Source organism: uncultured Cohaesibacter sp. (assembly GCF_963556055.3).
Lineage (GTDB): Bacteria > Pseudomonadota > Alphaproteobacteria > Rhizobiales > Cohaesibacteraceae > Cohaesibacter.
Window position 1 is genome coordinate 73,282 of the sequence record NZ_CAUVYE020000011.1, and the last position, 15,655, is coordinate 88,936.

At 56.4% G+C, this 15,655-nt stretch carries 19 protein-coding genes; 6 read left to right on the forward strand and 13 right to left on the reverse strand.

The annotated features are described in order from the left end of the window. Positions 1–133: 133 nt before the first annotated feature. Entirely contained in the window at positions 134–805 is a 672-nt protein-coding gene (locus ACHZB8_RS06180; RefSeq protein ID WP_316859392.1) for an HAD-IA family hydrolase, read from the reverse strand. A gap of 403 nt (positions 806–1,208) precedes the next feature. Between ACHZB8_RS06180 and ACHZB8_RS06185 the strand changes: the two genes are divergently transcribed. Beyond that, positions 1,209–1,889 (forward strand): invasion associated locus B family protein, encoded by a 681-nt coding sequence (locus ACHZB8_RS06185; RefSeq protein ID WP_316859393.1) that lies wholly within the window; start codon positions 1,209–1,211, stop codon positions 1,887–1,889. A 242-nt stretch (positions 1,890–2,131) separates the two neighbouring features. On the opposite strand, the gene ACHZB8_RS06190 is transcribed toward ACHZB8_RS06185, so the two are convergent. The 4 genes from ACHZB8_RS06190 to ispH form a co-directional block, all read right to left on the reverse strand. Continuing rightward, positions 2,132–2,788 (reverse strand): hypothetical protein, encoded by a 657-nt coding sequence (locus ACHZB8_RS06190; RefSeq protein WP_316859394.1) that lies wholly within the window; start codon positions 2,786–2,788, stop codon positions 2,132–2,134. Between the two features lie 98 nt (positions 2,789–2,886). Then, a complete protein-coding gene (locus tag ACHZB8_RS06195; protein ID WP_316859395.1) occupies positions 2,887–3,468 on the reverse strand; it encodes a hypothetical protein in 582 nt (193 codons plus the stop codon). 124 nt (positions 3,469–3,592) lie between these two features. Then, positions 3,593–4,558, reverse strand: a complete 966-nt coding sequence (locus ACHZB8_RS06200) for a homoserine kinase (RefSeq protein WP_316859396.1) — start codon at positions 4,556–4,558, stop codon at positions 3,593–3,595. A gap of 86 nt (positions 4,559–4,644) precedes the next feature. Continuing rightward, on the reverse strand, positions 4,645–5,652 hold the full coding sequence (gene ispH / locus ACHZB8_RS06205) for a 4-hydroxy-3-methylbut-2-enyl diphosphate reductase (RefSeq protein ID WP_316859397.1): 1,008 nt from the start codon (positions 5,650–5,652) through the stop codon (positions 4,645–4,647). Positions 5,653–5,903: 251 nt separating this feature from the next. Here ispH and ACHZB8_RS06210 point away from each other — a divergent pair, with 251 nt between their 5' ends. Beyond that, positions 5,904–6,542 carry a hypothetical protein gene (locus ACHZB8_RS06210; RefSeq protein WP_316859398.1) on the forward strand — a complete coding sequence of 213 codons (639 nt, stop codon included), beginning with the start codon at positions 5,904–5,906 and terminating at the stop codon, positions 6,540–6,542. Between the two features lie 26 nt (positions 6,543–6,568). Here the strand turns inward: ACHZB8_RS06210 and ACHZB8_RS06215 are convergent, their stop codons facing one another. Further along, complete coding sequence (locus ACHZB8_RS06215; RefSeq protein WP_316859399.1) at positions 6,569–7,420, reverse strand: helix-turn-helix transcriptional regulator; 852 nt, start codon at positions 7,418–7,420, stop codon at positions 6,569–6,571. Positions 7,421–7,643: 223 nt separating this feature from the next. On the opposite strand from ACHZB8_RS06215, the gene ACHZB8_RS06220 reads away from it, so the two are divergent. Then, the gene (locus tag ACHZB8_RS06220) at positions 7,644–7,904 is read left to right on the forward strand and encodes a DUF2061 domain-containing protein (RefSeq protein ID WP_316859400.1); all 261 of its coding nucleotides are present in this window, start codon (positions 7,644–7,646) and stop codon (positions 7,902–7,904) included. 69 nt (positions 7,905–7,973) lie between these two features. Here the strand turns inward: ACHZB8_RS06220 and ACHZB8_RS06225 are convergent, their stop codons facing one another. Together ACHZB8_RS06225 and ACHZB8_RS06230 are read right to left on the reverse strand one after the other, a co-directional pair. Continuing rightward, positions 7,974–8,504 carry a hypothetical protein gene (locus tag ACHZB8_RS06225; RefSeq protein WP_316859401.1) on the reverse strand — a complete coding sequence of 177 codons (531 nt, stop codon included), beginning with the start codon at positions 8,502–8,504 and terminating at the stop codon, positions 7,974–7,976. Positions 8,505–8,521: 17 nt separating this feature from the next. Beyond that, entirely contained in the window at positions 8,522–8,872 is a 351-nt protein-coding gene (locus tag ACHZB8_RS06230; protein WP_316859402.1) for a diacylglycerol kinase, read from the reverse strand. Between the two features lie 194 nt (positions 8,873–9,066). Between ACHZB8_RS06230 and ACHZB8_RS06235 the strand changes: the two genes are divergently transcribed. Next, a complete protein-coding gene (locus ACHZB8_RS06235) occupies positions 9,067–9,462 on the forward strand; it encodes a hypothetical protein (protein WP_316859403.1) in 396 nt (131 codons plus the stop codon). Here the strand turns inward: ACHZB8_RS06235 and mutL are convergent. Together mutL and ACHZB8_RS06245 are read right to left on the reverse strand one after the other, a co-directional pair. Then, positions 9,445–11,481: a DNA mismatch repair endonuclease MutL gene (gene mutL / locus ACHZB8_RS06240; RefSeq protein WP_316859404.1), complete on the reverse strand. Its 2,037-nt coding sequence runs from the start codon at positions 11,479–11,481 to the stop codon at positions 9,445–9,447. The genes ACHZB8_RS06235 and mutL overlap by 18 nt on opposite strands. Positions 11,482–11,495: 14 nt before the next feature. Beyond that, positions 11,496–11,720, reverse strand: a complete 225-nt coding sequence (locus ACHZB8_RS06245; protein WP_316859405.1) for a hypothetical protein — start codon at positions 11,718–11,720, stop codon at positions 11,496–11,498. Positions 11,721–11,838: 118 nt separating this feature from the next. Here ACHZB8_RS06245 and ACHZB8_RS06250 point away from each other — a divergent pair, with 118 nt between their 5' ends. After that, positions 11,839–12,129 carry a helix-turn-helix transcriptional regulator gene (locus tag ACHZB8_RS06250; protein WP_316859406.1) on the forward strand — a complete coding sequence of 97 codons (291 nt, stop codon included), beginning with the start codon at positions 11,839–11,841 and terminating at the stop codon, positions 12,127–12,129. Between the two features lie 88 nt (positions 12,130–12,217). Here ACHZB8_RS06250 and ACHZB8_RS06255 read toward each other — a convergent pair whose 3' ends face one another. Continuing rightward, a complete protein-coding gene (locus tag ACHZB8_RS06255; protein WP_316859407.1) occupies positions 12,218–12,706 on the reverse strand; it encodes a nucleoside deaminase in 489 nt (162 codons plus the stop codon). Positions 12,707–12,815: 109 nt separating this feature from the next. Here ACHZB8_RS06255 and ACHZB8_RS06260 point away from each other — a divergent pair, with 109 nt between their 5' ends. Further along, positions 12,816–14,738: a pseudouridine synthase gene (locus tag ACHZB8_RS06260; protein WP_316859408.1), complete on the forward strand. Its 1,923-nt coding sequence runs from the start codon at positions 12,816–12,818 to the stop codon at positions 14,736–14,738. A gap of 67 nt (positions 14,739–14,805) precedes the next feature. On the opposite strand, the gene ACHZB8_RS06265 is transcribed toward ACHZB8_RS06260, so the two are convergent. Together ACHZB8_RS06265 and ACHZB8_RS06270 are read right to left on the reverse strand one after the other, a co-directional pair. Beyond that, the gene (locus ACHZB8_RS06265) at positions 14,806–15,225 is read right to left on the reverse strand and encodes a MotA/TolQ/ExbB proton channel family protein (protein ID WP_316859409.1); all 420 of its coding nucleotides are present in this window, start codon (positions 15,223–15,225) and stop codon (positions 14,806–14,808) included. Further along, on the reverse strand, positions 15,222–15,608 hold the full coding sequence (locus tag ACHZB8_RS06270; protein WP_316859410.1) for a GntR family transcriptional regulator: 387 nt from the start codon (positions 15,606–15,608) through the stop codon (positions 15,222–15,224). Before ACHZB8_RS06270 ends, ACHZB8_RS06265 begins: the two co-directional genes overlap by 4 nt. Positions 15,609–15,655 lie beyond the last annotated feature (47 nt).

Sequence of the window (15,655 nt, forward strand, 5' to 3'; positions counted from 1 at the left end):
TAAACCAAAACACGGTCGCATTCATAAATGGTAAAAACAGACAATCGCCTGTTGTTTTTATAGATTAAAATTTTAGGCTTTGTCTGATTAGGCTAAACAGAGGATTAAAATGCCCCAAAAATCGGGGCATTGCCTATTTGTCCTGCCATTCCTTGAGCGCTTCGAGCGTTGCGGGCAGATCGACCAGACGTCTGATCACGGTTTCGGCACCAGCATCCATCAGATGTTCACCGTGGCCGGGATAGGTGTGGCTGGCACCGATGAAGCCGATGACGCGCATGCCGGCCTCGGAGGCGGCATGAACGCCATGAACGCTGTCTTCCAGAACAAAACACTGGTCGGGGGCGACATCAAGCGTGCTTGCTGCATGCAGGAAAACATTGGGGTCGGGTTTCGGCGCTTTGGTGCCAACTTCCATGGCCGAATAGACATAGGGGCGGAAGCGATCCCAGAGGTTAGTTCTGCGCAGATTGGCTTCCAGCATCTCGGAACCGGTGTTCGAGCAGATGCAGCGAGGGTAGTCGAGCATGTCGAGCAGCTCGTGAGCCCCTTCGATGACTTCGAGCTTTTCGATCTTCTGCATCGCCCGGTCCTCGATCCGCTGCATGATATCGTGAGGAAGCGAGCGCTCGATTTCCTCTTCGATCTGCTGGATGATCTCCCGGTTGGTCATTCCCGCATAGGTGCCGTTATACTCGTCAAGCTCCATTTCGAGATCTTCTTCAGCAAAAACCTCAATAGTCGCTTTGGCCCAGATGATTTCGGAATCGATCAATGTGCCGTCGCAGTCAAAAATAACCAGCATTCTAAATTTCCCCGACTCATGGTCTCGAGTTGGCTCACCACGCATCATGACTTGGCGCTTTTCGCCAGACACATGGACTTTTCAGCCTGTAAGGTCAATGCTTTCCCGAGATATTTTTCAACAAAAGTTGAATAGCGTTTAAAATCAAAGCCCGGAGCGGGCAAGCGGTCGGACTATGCGACCGGAGAATGGTTGTCTGCTCGAGCCGCCGAATGAAATTATGCGGCAAGTGACAATCCAACTCATATTTTTTCCCACTATTTTGTCGCCACAATTCAAACATACTGGTAGATTCAGAAGCAATCGCAAGACATTTCAGCAGCGAATCAGGCAAATAGATCGCACGACTGGCATTCGCCACTCTTCCTGGCCTTCATGAGCAATTTTCAAGGTGAAGCTTTCAATGAGTACCCAAAACGCACCGGATCATTCCTCCAGCAACAAAATGCGTTGGATCTTAATCGCAGTCGCTGTTTTGCTGGTCTGCCTTATCGCAGTCGGCCTGATGCTGTTCTGGCAGAGGGGAGGAGATCAACCCGTCGCGCAAGACACCAGCCAGCAGCAAAACACCACCACTTCGACCCAGGCAAGGCCTGTCACGACAACCGAGGTGCAAGGCAACACCCAGATGGCCGAGTCCTACGCCGCCCCGTCCCAGAGCAATGTACGCTCGAAAAGCGGCGATTGGGAAATCCGTTGTGATACACCTCCCGGCGCTCCGTCCGAGCAATGTGCGTTGATGCAATATGTCACCGCTGCGGATCGCGACAATGTCGGCCTTACCGTGATCGTTCTGAAAACGGCTGACCAGTCGGCCCGCATTCTGCGCGTTCTGACCCCGCTCGGGGTGCTTCTGCCGCATGGGCTTGGCCTCAAGATCGACACCACCGATGTGGGTCGAGCGGGCTTTGTGCGCTGTCTGCCTCAGGGCTGCATCGCGGAAGTGATCATGGATGAAAAGCTGATCAATCTGCTGGAAACCGGTCAACTGGCAACTTTCATCGTCTTCCAGACGCCTGAAGAAGGCATTGGCATTCCGATTGCGCTTGATGGCTTCAAGGCCGGCTTCGAAGCACTGAACTGACCCGCCTATTCTCTCTGACCTCGTGTGCCCTTGCCAATCTCCTGTTTGGCAAGGCCGGTGCCAGTGCTGACCTCCCGTGCGGGATGTGGTGCGCTCAGGCCATGCCTGTTGTTGCCGGGCAACCTTCAGATCCGTTGTCCAATCTGTGGCGATGCTGTTGAAATCGGGACCGATCACACTGCCGGAAGAAAAGCCTTTTCTCCTCCCCTGCCCTTGAGCACAGGTCTCCCCTCTGCCCTTGATCAGTGCAGGCGGCGGAGTGGTGTCTTGTCTTGAGGCGAAGGTCTGCCCTGCCCCTCTTCGCCCTGCAATTCCCGGATCTTTTCCTGCGCCTTGATGCTCTTCTTGAGGGCCGACAACTCAACCCCGGTCCAGGTCTGCATTTCCTCCGATGCCCCCTCGGGGCGATGGCCCATCAGAATGCGGATCTTGTCGGCCTCTTGCCGCGATGGAAAGGACCCGAAGGCTGGCAGGCTATCGCCATTTTCAAGCACGGGGTGTATCGTCAGGACAGTTTCCTCGGTTGCCCAATGGGGTTGGTGCATCTCAAGGATAGAGATATCGGCGAAGGCGGTCACGGTCTTACGGCGGCGCATGAGCCAGTCGCGCGCGGTCTGTATGAGCTGCTGATTGTCAAGATCGAGCCGTGTCTCACGAGCTTCACCAAGACTGGCCGAAAGCAGGAAAGAGGAGCCCGCCGCAGCGCCTGCAAGCCCCAACAGGCCGTAGGGGACAAGAAGCCAGCTGAAATGGTTCCACTGTGGGGCTATGAGCAGAGCGTAGGGCAAAAGCCAGAGCACGACACCGAACAGCCCCACCATCACCCTTACGGGCAATGGATAATGGTTGCGAAAAAGAAACGGGTCGTCCCTCTGGGTGGTGCCGATCCTACAGCTCATGTCATCCTCTTACCCCTTGCGACGGCCTCGTCCGGCCTCTTTGTGGTTGCCTGCCACACATGCACGGCACGCGATGGCGGTCCGTGTCCGTCATGTACCTATTTCAGGATATGCATGACGGATGCACCCTCATTGCTGTTGCTTCTGAAATGTGCGGAACTTTCATCCTTGAGCCAGAGGCTGATATAGGCCAGCAAATCCTTTTTGCTGCCAACATAATCATCCTTGAGGTCGATCCCCTGCCGGTCGGCCTCGGCTTGCAGCTGGTCGCTCACATTCATCATGTAATATTTCAAGCCATCGGCATTGATCCGCCCTGCGAAATAGGCAACCTCGTCCTTGTCTTCCTGCTCCATCATTTCGATGAGAATACCGTCGGGCAGCGTCGGGAAGGCATAGAAGGCGACGTAATTCTGATCGCCGATGTCATCCTTGTCGCCAGAGACGAGTTCATAGCGATAAAGATTGCTTTCCAGCCTCTCGCCAACGAAGAGACTGGGCTCGCCATCGTCGCTCTTGGTGACCTCACCGGTGTCATCTTCCAGCATATAGGCGGCAAAATGATCGGGGAGCGGGGTGATCCGCTCCGCCTTGTCCATCAGGGGCTTGTGGGCCTGCAAGAAACAACCCGACAGCAGCAGAGTGCCGAGCAACAATACAAAAGTCAGCAGTCTTTTCATGAGTCTATCCTCTCGTGTCCGGGGCAGCCCTCAGCTTTCCCAGCCTTTCTGAAGAAAACGACATCTTTATGAAGCCTTCCTCCCTGCTCCCTACCACCTTGGACGCATGGGACCGGCCCCGCCGCTAGCGCTCGATGCCATAGTCCATGGGCGTTCTGATGGAGCGATGAAAGCGCAGCTTCTTGAGATATTCGATCGGATCCTTGGGGGTAACCACAGCTCCGGGAGGCACATTGAGCCAATCATAGAGCCGGGTCAGGTGGAAGCGCAGAGCCGCCCCCCTTGCGAGCAACGGCAAGGCAACATATTCGTCCAGCGTCAGTTGCCTTACCGACTGGTATCCCTTGATCATGGCCCGTGCCTTGGTGACGTTGAACATGTCGTCGGGCTCGAAACACCATGCATTGAGACATATGGCGATGTCATAGGCGAGCAGATCATTGCAGGCAAAATAGAAATCGATGATGCCGGAAAGGGCTCCCTTGAGGAAGAAGACATTGTCGACAAAAAGGTCGGCATGAATGACGCCCTTGGGCAGATCCCTTGGCCAATGGATTTCGAAAAATTCAAGCTCGGACTCGATTTCAGCCTGAAGACCGGGTTGCACTTCATTGGCCCGATTGGCGCACATGGCAAACAGAGGCCGCCAGCCCGCCACCGACAGGGCATTGGTGCGCGTCAACTCAAAGCCCTCACCGGCCTTGTGCATCTTGGCCATGGCTTGCCCCAACTGTTCGCATTGCTCAACGCTGGGTCGGTGAACCCACATGCCTTCAAGGAAGGTGACCAAGGCGGCGGGGCGCCCAGCCAGATGGCCCAGACTTTTGCCCTTGTTGTTTTTCAGCGGTGTCGGGCAATTGAGCCCGCGCTCGGACAAATGCTCCATCAGGCCGAGGAAAAAGGGCAGATCGGATGGGTTCACCCGCTTTTCATAGAGCGTCAGAATATAGGGGCCGGTCTCTGTCTGGACCAGGAAATTGGAATTCTCCACCCCCTCTGCGATACCCTTGTAGGAGGTGAGCGCGCCAATGTCGTAGCTGGCAACGAATGCACTCAATTCTTCGTCGCTGACCTCGGTATAGACCGCCATATGTAGCCCTTTCTTTTCCTTCTGGCTCTTTTTTTTGGTTCTTTCCGGTTTTTCCTGCTGGACCTGACCCCTTGACCGGGTGGTCCCTATTTCACCGGCTCAGCAATCGGGCCAGCTTCAAGAACGCCCTTGGCAATGGCGGCCTCGCGCAGCTCTCGCGGGATATTGAAGACCATATCCTCTTGAGCAATGGTGATGACCTCGACCGTCACATCATAATGCGTGGAAAAGGCATCTATCACCTCTTCGACCAGAATTTCAGGTGCCGAGGCCCCCGCTGTAATGGCCACCGAAGAGATGTCGCCAAGGCTGTCCCAATCGATATCGGTCGCGCGTTGAAGCAGAATGGACTGGCGACAGCCGGCCCGCTCTCCCACTTCCCTCAGGCGCTTGGAATTGGAGCTGTTGGGCGCACCGACCACGATCATCACGTCGGCTCTGGGGGCCACCCGTTTCACTGCTTCCTGTCGGTTGGTGGTGGCGTAGCAGATGTCATCCTTGTTCGGGCCCTTGATATTGGGGAAGCGGCGCTGCAATGCGGCGACAATGTCGGCGGTGTCATCCACAGACAGGGTCGTCTGGGTGATCCAGGCCAGATTGTCCGGATCTTTCGGCTCAAGAGACTCGACATCCTCAACTGTCTCGATCAGCGTGACCACCTTGTCGGCCAACTGGCCCATGGTACCGATCACTTCGGGGTGCCCGGCATGCCCGATCAACAACACTTCGTGACCACGCCGATCATGCAATACGGCTTCCTTGTGAACCTTGGAGACAAGGGGACAAGTGGCATCGAGATAGAAGAAGTTTTTCGCCTTGGCATCCTCGGGCACCGATTTTGGAACGCCATGGGCGGAAAAGATAACCGGTTGGCTCGTCTGAGGAATTTCGTCCAGCTCCTCGACAAAGATCGCGCCCTTGGCCTTCAGTCCTTCGACGACGAATTTGTTGTGGACGATCTCGTGACGGACATAGACCGGTGCGCCGTAGGTCTTCAAGGCCAGCTCGACGATCTGGATAGCGCGATCAACACCAGCGCAAAAGCCGCGCGGTGCGCAAAGGAGAATATCCAAGGGAGGGCGGGTCTTGTTCATATGTCTCTGCCTTTGGTGAATTGGGTGTCTCTCTAGGCCTAGAGCGATATGAAGGGCTTGAAAAGCTGTCTGTCAAGATGAGATCAATTGGAAAAGTCATTCCGAGCGCGGTTATTATTCGCCATCTGCCGCAATTATGCTATATCTTCGCCCCAAATAAGGTGTTGTGTTTGCCGTCTGTCGCCTTTCACCATTGGCCAGAGGGCATTCCCAAGCAAAAAGTGATGCGTTAGAGAGAGTTGAAGATGTCGGTGTCCTTTTCCAGAATCAGCAAACTGGTAGCCTTGACCGCTTTGGGTTTGGCCCTGTCTGGCTGCGTGACAGATCCCAACGGCCCGAAATTCGGGGGCACCAAATTATATTCGTCTGCTGTCGATACGAAGAAAGCGGAAACCTTCGATCCCACGACCAACATCGACACCGGCGCGACGATTGTCGATGATACGACGCAGTTGTTCCTGTCAAACGCCAAGAAGCTCAATGGCTACTGTCCTTCCGTCAGCATTCTGGGCGATACCAATCTCTACCAGTCCTATGTCAAGGGCGGCGAGAATAATCCCAACAAGCTGATCTATCAGGCCAACATCACCCAGACCGCACGCGAATGCACCGAGCTTGGCGCAGAGACCTATATCAAGGTCGGCGTTGGCGGGCGCGTGCTCGGCGGCCCGAAATCGGTCGATATGAACAAAGCCGTGCTGCCCTTGCGCATCGTGGTCAAGCAGGATGAGGACGTGCTCTATTCCAAGCTGCACAAAATACCGGTGCAGCTGACGCCTCCGAGCCGCTCGGGCCTGTTTGCGCAGGTCGACGAGTCGATTGCCATCCCGACGCCACAACAGCGCAATGTGCAGATCCTTGTCGGATTTGATCCGGGACCGGAGAAATAGGTCAGAGCCAGGTCGCAGACTTGGCGCTACCAGCCCTCTGCGGCAATCAGGCCATCGATATAGCCCGGCACTTCACGCGGGTCGACACAGGCTTCTCTCACCAGATGGTCAAAATGGCTGGTGAGCGAGGCGATGCGTGAGCTTTCACGGAACGCCAGATAGAATTCCCCGATATAGATCACGGCCAGTTTGGGGCCAAGGATCGTCACCGGAGCGCTGAAGATCTGGCGCGCGTCAAACAGAAAGAGACGCAAACGGGGATAGATTTCCTCACAGCTGCGGGCGATGGAGACAAGCTGTTCGTGCCTGATGCGAGCGCTTACGCCCTCATAATAGGCGCTGCCGGAGGCGCAGGCCTTGAGCTCGTGGATCGGCATGGCGATTTCATAATCCGACTGCCCATCGCGCAACCAGGACATCAATTCCTGCATCGCATCAATGGCCTGTACCGATGCATGCTCGAAGAAGCTTGAATATTCCCAGCGCAGCATGGCCTCGGTTTTCAGCATGTCAGGGATCGTGGCAGGCACATGGCGGATCTTGTAGCCAGCCGCTTCCCTGTGCCAGTCGAGGATCTGGGCGTCGGCGGCGCTGCGCTCGGCGGGGCTGAGAGCAAGGGAAGAGGCCAGAATGTCGCCGGGCCGCTCGGGCCGGTCTGTAAGGCCCAGCAACCAGTCGACACTGACCCCGAGTGCGGAGGCCGCGTCTGCCGCCAATTGTGCATTGGGCAGGCGGGGCAGCGTATCCTTGAGCAATTGTCCGATGGTGGAACGATCAACATTTGTCTGACGCGCCAGCGCGCTACGGCTCATACCAAGATGGGCCATGGCCTCCGACAAACGTTCGCGAAACAGGATAGCACGGTCTCTCTTGTCCATAATTCCCACCATTGTTGATAAAAATCTGCAAGAGCTAATTTTTGCAGCAAATTCACCAAATGTCCAATGCCCTCTTTTTGCGCTACAGAGGAGCAGGCGCGTTCGCGCTTACGCTTTTGGATTCATTCCAGCAAATCAGCCCTTTAGCGACATCAGCCGACGGCACTGTGTGGCGGACCGGTGTCCTGTTGCTGTGTTTGGCTGTTGCTGCAAGAAAGGGCAGATGATGGACACCAGAACCAGAACCATTGCCAAGGCGCTAAGCTGGCAGTTGCTCGGCCTTGTCTCGATGACGCTGGTGGGATTGCTGTTTACCGGTTCACTGACCGCAAGCGGCGGGATTGCGGTGTCCTCGGCACTGATCAGCTTCCTGTTTTATTGTCTGCATGAAAGACTCTGGTCCCAAGTCCCATGGGGACGGGTCATTGAGCAAGCGACCGCAAGCACAGACAAGCTCCCCTCTGGCGATCAGAGGATCAGATAGGGTAATCCCATCGACAGGTTCGGATATCGGTCCGGAAGCAGGCTTTTCGTTCACCCCTCTCGCGGGATCTCAATAGCCTGGCTTTTCCTGCTGATGCGCCATTGTAATCGCGTCACCAATCCGGTTCACCATCGCTTGCGCGTCGGCGGCGCTGTCAAACATACCGGCCTTGATCATCACGGATCCTTCCTTGTCGAGCAGGTCGATCATGGACTGTTTCATCAATCCCCCCTCGCCCGAGACAGGGCCTTCATGGATCTTGAAATCGGCAATTCGGAAGAAAGGAACGACATAGGCGCGGGAGCGGCCCAGAAAGGAGGGGGATCGCTGGCTGACCTCGCATTTGCTGAAATCGAAATCCACCTGTCGTGACCAGCCAAGCACCCCTTGCGAGAGGCCGGACCAGCCAAGCCCGAACGAGAGAAAGGCAATGAGCATCATGGCCAGCAGCAGCCATGCGCTCAGTCCCTCATACGGGACAACGAAGAGAAGATAAAAGGACAAGGCGAACAGGCAACACCCAATCACCGCCTTGCGCAGGCGCACAAGCGCAGAAAGGTGATTGCGAACGGAAACGCGGGTGGAAGTATCAATGCTCATCAGCAGGCCAGCTTTGACTAGAGGTGGGTATAAAGCACATACAAACTGTAAAGACTGATCATGGTCAAGCAACAAAAGACTGCAAAGGATCCCAAATCTTTTGCATGGCGGGCAAATTCGGCAAATTCGTTGGTGAGATGATCGACCAGAACTTCAATCGCCGTGTTGAGGGCCTCAATGGCAATGGTGAAGAGAAACAGCATGATGAGAATGGCAAATTGGCCGAGGCTGGCCCCCACCAGTCCATAGACAACCAATAGCAGACCGAAAAACATCACTTCCGCCTGCGCTGCGGTTTCATGCAAAAGGCGCCTGAGGCCTCCCCACGAATAGCCCGCCGCCATCAGAATATGCGCCAAATGTTTCATGCAACGCTCGTCATGCCCTGTTCAAGTTGGCTTCTCTTTGACTCGATTGTTATGACAGGGAGATGACATACAGACCTTTGTGGGATGATACGGGGATAGAGGGGAGCGACTGCCGGGCAAAAAACGGGATGCAATTGCAATTCAAGACAATCCATGGTTTATCAGTTTCAGAATTGAGTTGTGAGGACGCTTCAATGAGACGGGTTGTTGCATTTGTGTTTTGTGCCTTTCTCGCTGGCTGTGTCACCGATTCTCGCGAAGCGATTCAGTCCCTGCCCGATGTCAAGCATGCTCAGGTCGGGCCGCTGTCCTATCGCATTTTTGAAAATGCCGAGACAAAGACGATCACCACGACGCCTCCGCTCGACCACGCCCTCAAGGCTGGCCTGATGAATGGCCTGTCGCTCGGCATGGCCAATGTCCTGCCCAAGCAGGATGAGCATCAAAAAGCAGCTCGTGTCTATCTGGATCAGACGGGACGGGCCCATTGCTCGATCAGTGGGGGGCGCAAGATTGTCGATGCCCGCTACAGCTTTTCATATGACTGCGCCGGGGCTCCTGCCAAAGATCCATCAACTGCGGCCAAATAGGCGTTCGATGTCGGACAGTTTCAGCTCGACATAGGTCGGACGGCCATGATTGCATTGGCCGGAATGGGGCGTGGCTTCCATTTCGCGCAGCAGCGCATCCATTTCCTCGGCGCGCAGGCGTCGGCCTGAACGGACAGAGCCGTGACAGGCCATGGTGGCCGCAACATGCAGGATTTTTTCCTCGATACGATTGGCCCTGTCCCATTCGGCCAGATCGTCGGCAATGTCGCGAACAAGGCGTTCGATATTCGGCTTGCCCAGAATGGCAGGAGTTTCGCGCACGGCCACGGCTCCGGGACCGAAGGCTTCCAGCGTCAGACCGAGACGATCAAGATCCTGCGCAGCCTCTTCAAGGCGCGTGACATCCTCTTCGTCCAGTTCCACCACATGGGGAATGAGCAGGCCCTGACGGGCAATACCCTTCTCAGCCAGCGAAGCCTTGAGCTTCTCATAGACCAGTCGCTCATGGGCGGCATGCTGATCGACAATCACCAGACCATCTTCTGTCTGGGCGATGATGTAATTTTCATGGATCTGGGCCCGCGCAGCCCCAAGCGGGCGCGACAGGGCTTGCGGGTCGAGGTCCGTGTCATTGGCGCGGGCATCCGCCGAGGGAGCAACCAGATCAGCCATGCGCCCTTGCGTCTCTTGCATGCCTTGCAGGCCCGGTTGCTCTGCGAGGCGTTGCCCTTCTCCGGTTTGCGCATCAAACGGATTGGCAAGTCCCTGCGGCTGCGCCTGATCAAGACGGATGGCGGCATCCTCTTCAAGCCCGCTCCTGCCAGCTTGATAGTCCGCGTCAGGTCCGGGCTCTTGCCTGTCGGGCAAGGGAGCATAGGGACCCTGGCGCCAATCCCAGTCAACAGGGCGCGAAGGGACATGAGAAAAATGGGAGCCCCTTGTTTCAGCCGCTCCCCTTTGCCGCCCCTGGGCGATATCGGTTGTGCGCACACCGTCGGGACGCAAAGAGGCAAGGGTTGCCGCTCCGCCGGTATTGGTGGCACGATGGCCAGCCGCCATGATGGCCTGCCTTATGGCTCCGACCACCAACCCTCTGACCTGGCCGGGATCACGAAAGCGCACGTCGGCCTTGGTGGGATGCACATTGACATCCACTTCGTGCGGATCGAGATCGATGAACAGCACGACGCAAGGGTGACGTCCGCCGAACAGAAAATCGGAATAGGCCCCACGGATTGCCCCCAGCATCATCTTGTCCCGCACCGCGCGGCCATTGACAAAGACAAATTGTTGCAGGCTGTTGGCCCGGTTGAGCGTCGGCAGACCTGCAAAGCCGGTCAGGCGAACGGTATCGCGCAAGGCGTCGATCTCGACGGCATTCTCTCGGAAGGCCTTGCCCATCACCTGTCCCATGCGAACCAGATGGGCCTCCGGCCCTTCGGCAGAGGCATAGTCAAGGCGCGATCTGTCTTCGCCCGAGAGTGTGAAACGAATGCCGGGATGGGCAAGGGCTATCCGCTTGACGATCTCGGAAATGGCAGCATTCTCGGCCCTGTCGGTCTTGAGGAATTTGAGCCTTGCCGGTGTGGAGAAAAACAGATCCTTCACCTCGACGCGCGAGCCAACCGAAAGGGCAGCAGGGCGAAGCTCGCTCTGCTTGCCGCCTTCAACGGCGATCTGCCAGGCATGGTCTTCGCTCTTGTGACGCGAGGTGATGTCGAGCCGCGCGATGGAGCCGATCGAGGGCAAGGCTTCGCCCCGAAAGCCCAGATGGCGGATATCCATCAGATCATCGGGATCAAGCTTCGATGTGCAATGGCGACGCACTGCCATGACGAGATCGGCCTTGGTCATGCCAAAGCCATTGTCAGTGACACGGATGAGATTCTTGCCGCCACCGGCCGTGAGCACCTCGATCCGGTCTGCCCCTGCATCAATGGCATTTTCAACCAGTTCCTTGACCACACTTGCAGGGCGCTCGACCACTTCACCAGCGGCGATCTTGTTGATGGTGGCTTCATCAAGCTGCAAAATGGCTGAAGGGTTGGTCTCGCTCATGAGGGACTGTTTCGCTATGTCGGGTCGGGTTGGAGAAGGAGGGCAGAATCAGGTCTCTGCGCCATGTGATGAAACGGCAGAGTGCCACAAAGCGTCAGGGATTCGCAATTGCCAAGCGGCAGGCTGTTCCCCTCCTGCACCTTGTCGACATTTTGCGCCTCATCATGCCGCCCGGAATAGCGGATATCTGGCCGCCGATCCTGTTCTGCTGCCGGTTCTTTCTTTTCTATCAGATACAAATTTGTTTCCTGTGGTTGCAAACTAAGTAATAACACCATAGATCTTGCAAAGATTGCCGGGATCGCTACTTTGGAAGCGGGAGGATAATCAAACAACAGGGTCTTGAGAGGACTGCTTATGATCCATCGAATTCTCACGCTCATGCGAGAAAATGAAAGCATGACAATCCATGAGGTTGCACACAAGCTTGGCGTGTCCTCCGAAGCCGTGATCTCCTATGAAAAGGGAGAAGTCAGGCCAACACCTGAAATCATCACACGCTATTCGAAGATTTTCGGCGTTCCGGTCTCCTCCATTATGTTTTTCTGCAAGGATGACAGCGACGGCATTCTGACAACAGAAAGCCGACTCTATTTTGCTGACAAGATTGTCTTTCTTGTCGAGAAACTTATGAAGAGCAAACACTAGACCGAAGCGTTTGAAGCGGCCCCACGGCGTCCGCGCCGTGGCGGTGGCCCCAGATCACGAAGCCCATGAGGCTCACGAGACCCATGATCTAGTCTCTTTTTTCCTTGAAAAACTCTTTGAGCAGCGTTGCCGCCTCGCTTTCATGAAAGCCGGAATAGATATCGGGCTTGTGGTGACATATGGCCTGTTCGAACAGGCATGGACCATTCTCCACTGCTCCGCCCTTGATGTCCGATGCGGCATAATAGAGGCGGCGAATGCGGGCGAAGGAAATGGCCGCCGCACACATCGGGCACGGCTCGAGCGTGACATAGAGATCGCACTGAGGCAGACGCTGGCTCGAAAGCTTTGCGCAAGCCTGCCGGATGACCAGAATTTCTGCATGCGCCGTGGGATCACTCAATTCGATGGTGCGATTGCCGTCCGCGGCGATCACGACACCCTCATGCACCAGAACCGCCCCGATGGGCACTTCGCCGCGCGCTTCGGCCAGACGGGCCTGTTCAAGCGCCCGTTCCATGAAACTGCTCGAGCCCATGTTCTCCCCCGTTTCCTCGCCTTTGCCCAATGCGCTCATCCGTATTTTCCCATTTGTTAGCTTTGCGGAGCAAATCTGGCAGCCATGCAACTTTGGCTCTCTTTTTTTCCTCGCTATTGTCCCCACTGCTGTGGTAATGGCTTTCGCCATGGAACGCAAATCTGCTCGAAATGGGTCCCGTTCTGCCGACGAGAGGTCGCCAGGCGGATCCGAACATGCGCGCCGGGATGGCGCCCATAAACATAAACCGGCCTCTTCTTTCAAGAAAAAAGGCCATGGCAACAACAAATTTGGCCAAGACCGCAAACCGCGAGACGGTGGCTGGTCTCCTGCGATGGACGCGCGCAAGGAAACGCGCGAAGAACGCGCCCTGCGGCGCGAGGACGATGGCCCGGATCGCAGCAAAGCCGATAAAAGACCAAGCCGCAACAGGGATTCCCGTGACAATCGGGACGAGGATCAGGGCCGCCGCTTTGGCGATCGCTCGAGAGATGGCGCACGCAAGTCCCATTTTGGCGACCGCTCGAGAGATGGTGCACGCAAGTCCCATCCTTCTGCGCCGCGTATGGCAGGCAAAAGCTCCAGACCCTCCAACGGACCGGTAAAGGACGACAAGCCCAAGGGACCGGCCTACACACCGCCGACCCGCGCTCTTGAAGAAGGCGAGCGCATTGCCAAGATCATGGCGCGCGCCGGTCTTTGCTCGCGCCGGGATGCCGAGGTCTGGATCACGTCCGGTCGCGTCAGTGTCAATGGCAAAGTGCTTGAAAGCCCTGCCATCAATATTCAGCCAAGCGACAAGGTGCTTGTTGACGGTGCGCCCCTGCCGGTGCGCGAGCGCACGCGCCTGTGGCTGTTTCACAAACCCCGTGGCCTTGTGACAACCACATCCGATCCGGAAGGCCGGGCAACCATTTTCGAGAAACTGCCAGAAGGTCTGCCAAGGGTCATTTCGGTCGGGCGGCTCGATATCAATACTGAAGGGCTGTTGCTGCTCACCAATGATGGCGGCCTTGCCCGTGTTCTGGAATTGCCCGCGACCGGCTGGCTGCGACGCTATCGCGTCAGGGCCTATGGCCATGTTACCCAGAGCCAGCTTGACAGCCTTGCGGACGGGATCGCGCTTGATGGCGTGCTCTATGGCTCCATTGATGCACAACTGGAACGCTCGGTGGGCGACAATGCCTGGATCACCGTCGCCTTGCGCGAAGGCAAGAACCGCGAAGTGAAAAAGGTACTGGGCCATCTGGGCCTTGAGGTGAACCGGCTGATCCGCGTTTCCTACGGTCCGTTCCAGTTGCTCGATCTGGACGAGGGCAAGGTGCAGGAAGTGCGCGGCCGGGTGCTGCGCGAACAGCTCGGCTCACGCCTGATCGAGGAAGCGGGTGCCGATTTCGATGCCCCGATCCTGACCGAACTGGCCAAGGAAGAACCGACAAAAGACAAGAAGAACGAACGCAAATCCTCAGGCGGTGCCAAAGGCGGATATCTTTCGGCCAAGGAAGGTGCCCGGGTCATGTCTGACCAGAAAAACCGCAAGGAAGAGCGCAAGAGACGCTTTGAAGATGATGATCGCGGCGACCGGAACGAGCGGGGCCGTGGGGATCGGGATCGTGGGGATGACCGACAGAAGGAAAGCTACAATGCCATTCCCTATGCCGAGCGCAAGCCGTTCAATCCGGCAGCCCCACGCAGAACCGATTTCGTCTTCCGCGAAGACGGGGCCGACGGCAAGAAGATCATAGGCCGATCTGTTCGCAAGGTTGGCGGCAAGCCGCACAAGGCCGATCTGCTTGATCCCAATGCGCGCATTGAAAAATCAAGATCCGGCGGCAAGAGCTATGGCGGCAAGGGTAAAGCCGGTGACCGACCTCAAGGCAAGCGCCCCTTTGGCGAAGGCCGTCCCGGGGGCAGCCGATCCTCCAACGAGCGCGGCTCCGCTGGACGCTTCGAGGGCAACAGATCCTCCAACGAGCGTGGCTCCGCTGGACGCTTCGAGGGCAACAGATCCGACAGGGGCCGCCCATCTGGTCGCCCGGGCGGACCTCGCGGCCGCTCAGATCGCGACTGATATCAAGATTTGTCAAATACAAAAAGAGGGCGAAATTCGCCCTCTTTTTTATTGGTTTGCCGGTCCCCTACTCGGCAGCGACATAGGACGGGACAGCCAGCAGAGCAACCAGCGATCCGTAAAGCAGGCTGATAAAGGACACCGCAATGGAGGAGGCCAGCAAGGACGGATCTTCGACACTGGAAAGCGTTGCGATAACCCCGATCACCAGATAAAGCAAACCGCCCAAAAGGCCTGACAAGATAACTGTCAAGGCAGCCGATTTTCGAAACCCGGACGAAATCGTCTGATCTGACAGGACCAGCGCGGCAATGGCGCTGAAACTTCCACGCAAGCCGAAATTGCAAATCAAGGCCGCCAGGCAGGTGGCCAGAATGATGGCCAAGCTTATGAAGTCAATCAGATAGTCATTGGCTCCAGACAACCAGCCTGTTGCACCGGTTACGGTCAGAATAAGTCCAAGCCCCAGAAAATAGGACATTTTCATTTGCTTTCTCCTATAACGTTGTCTTTCAGATCCGTTTGTTTCAAAAGATCAATCAAGTTTTTTTCACTCAAATTCAGTTGTTTCATGCGCCGGGCCAGGAGAGGCAATTCAAGCTCGACGAATGTCTGCATGATGAAGTTTCGCGCTATCCCCATGGCATCGTCCTGAACCAGACTGCCGGTTCCGCGTTCCGGTTTAATGATCCCCAAATCACGCAAACGGGCATGAGCATTGGCTGCCGTGTTCGGTGTCACACCCATTTGCATGGCGGTTTCACGGACGGACGGGACGGGGCTACCTGGCCGCAATGTCTGGGCAAGAATCTCTTCCATGATTGCCTCGGCGATCTGAACCGCTTTTCCTCTGCTCCCGGTTTCATTCATTGCTTTTGCGTCCCCGTCATTTGCACCTCTGTATCACTGTACCATTA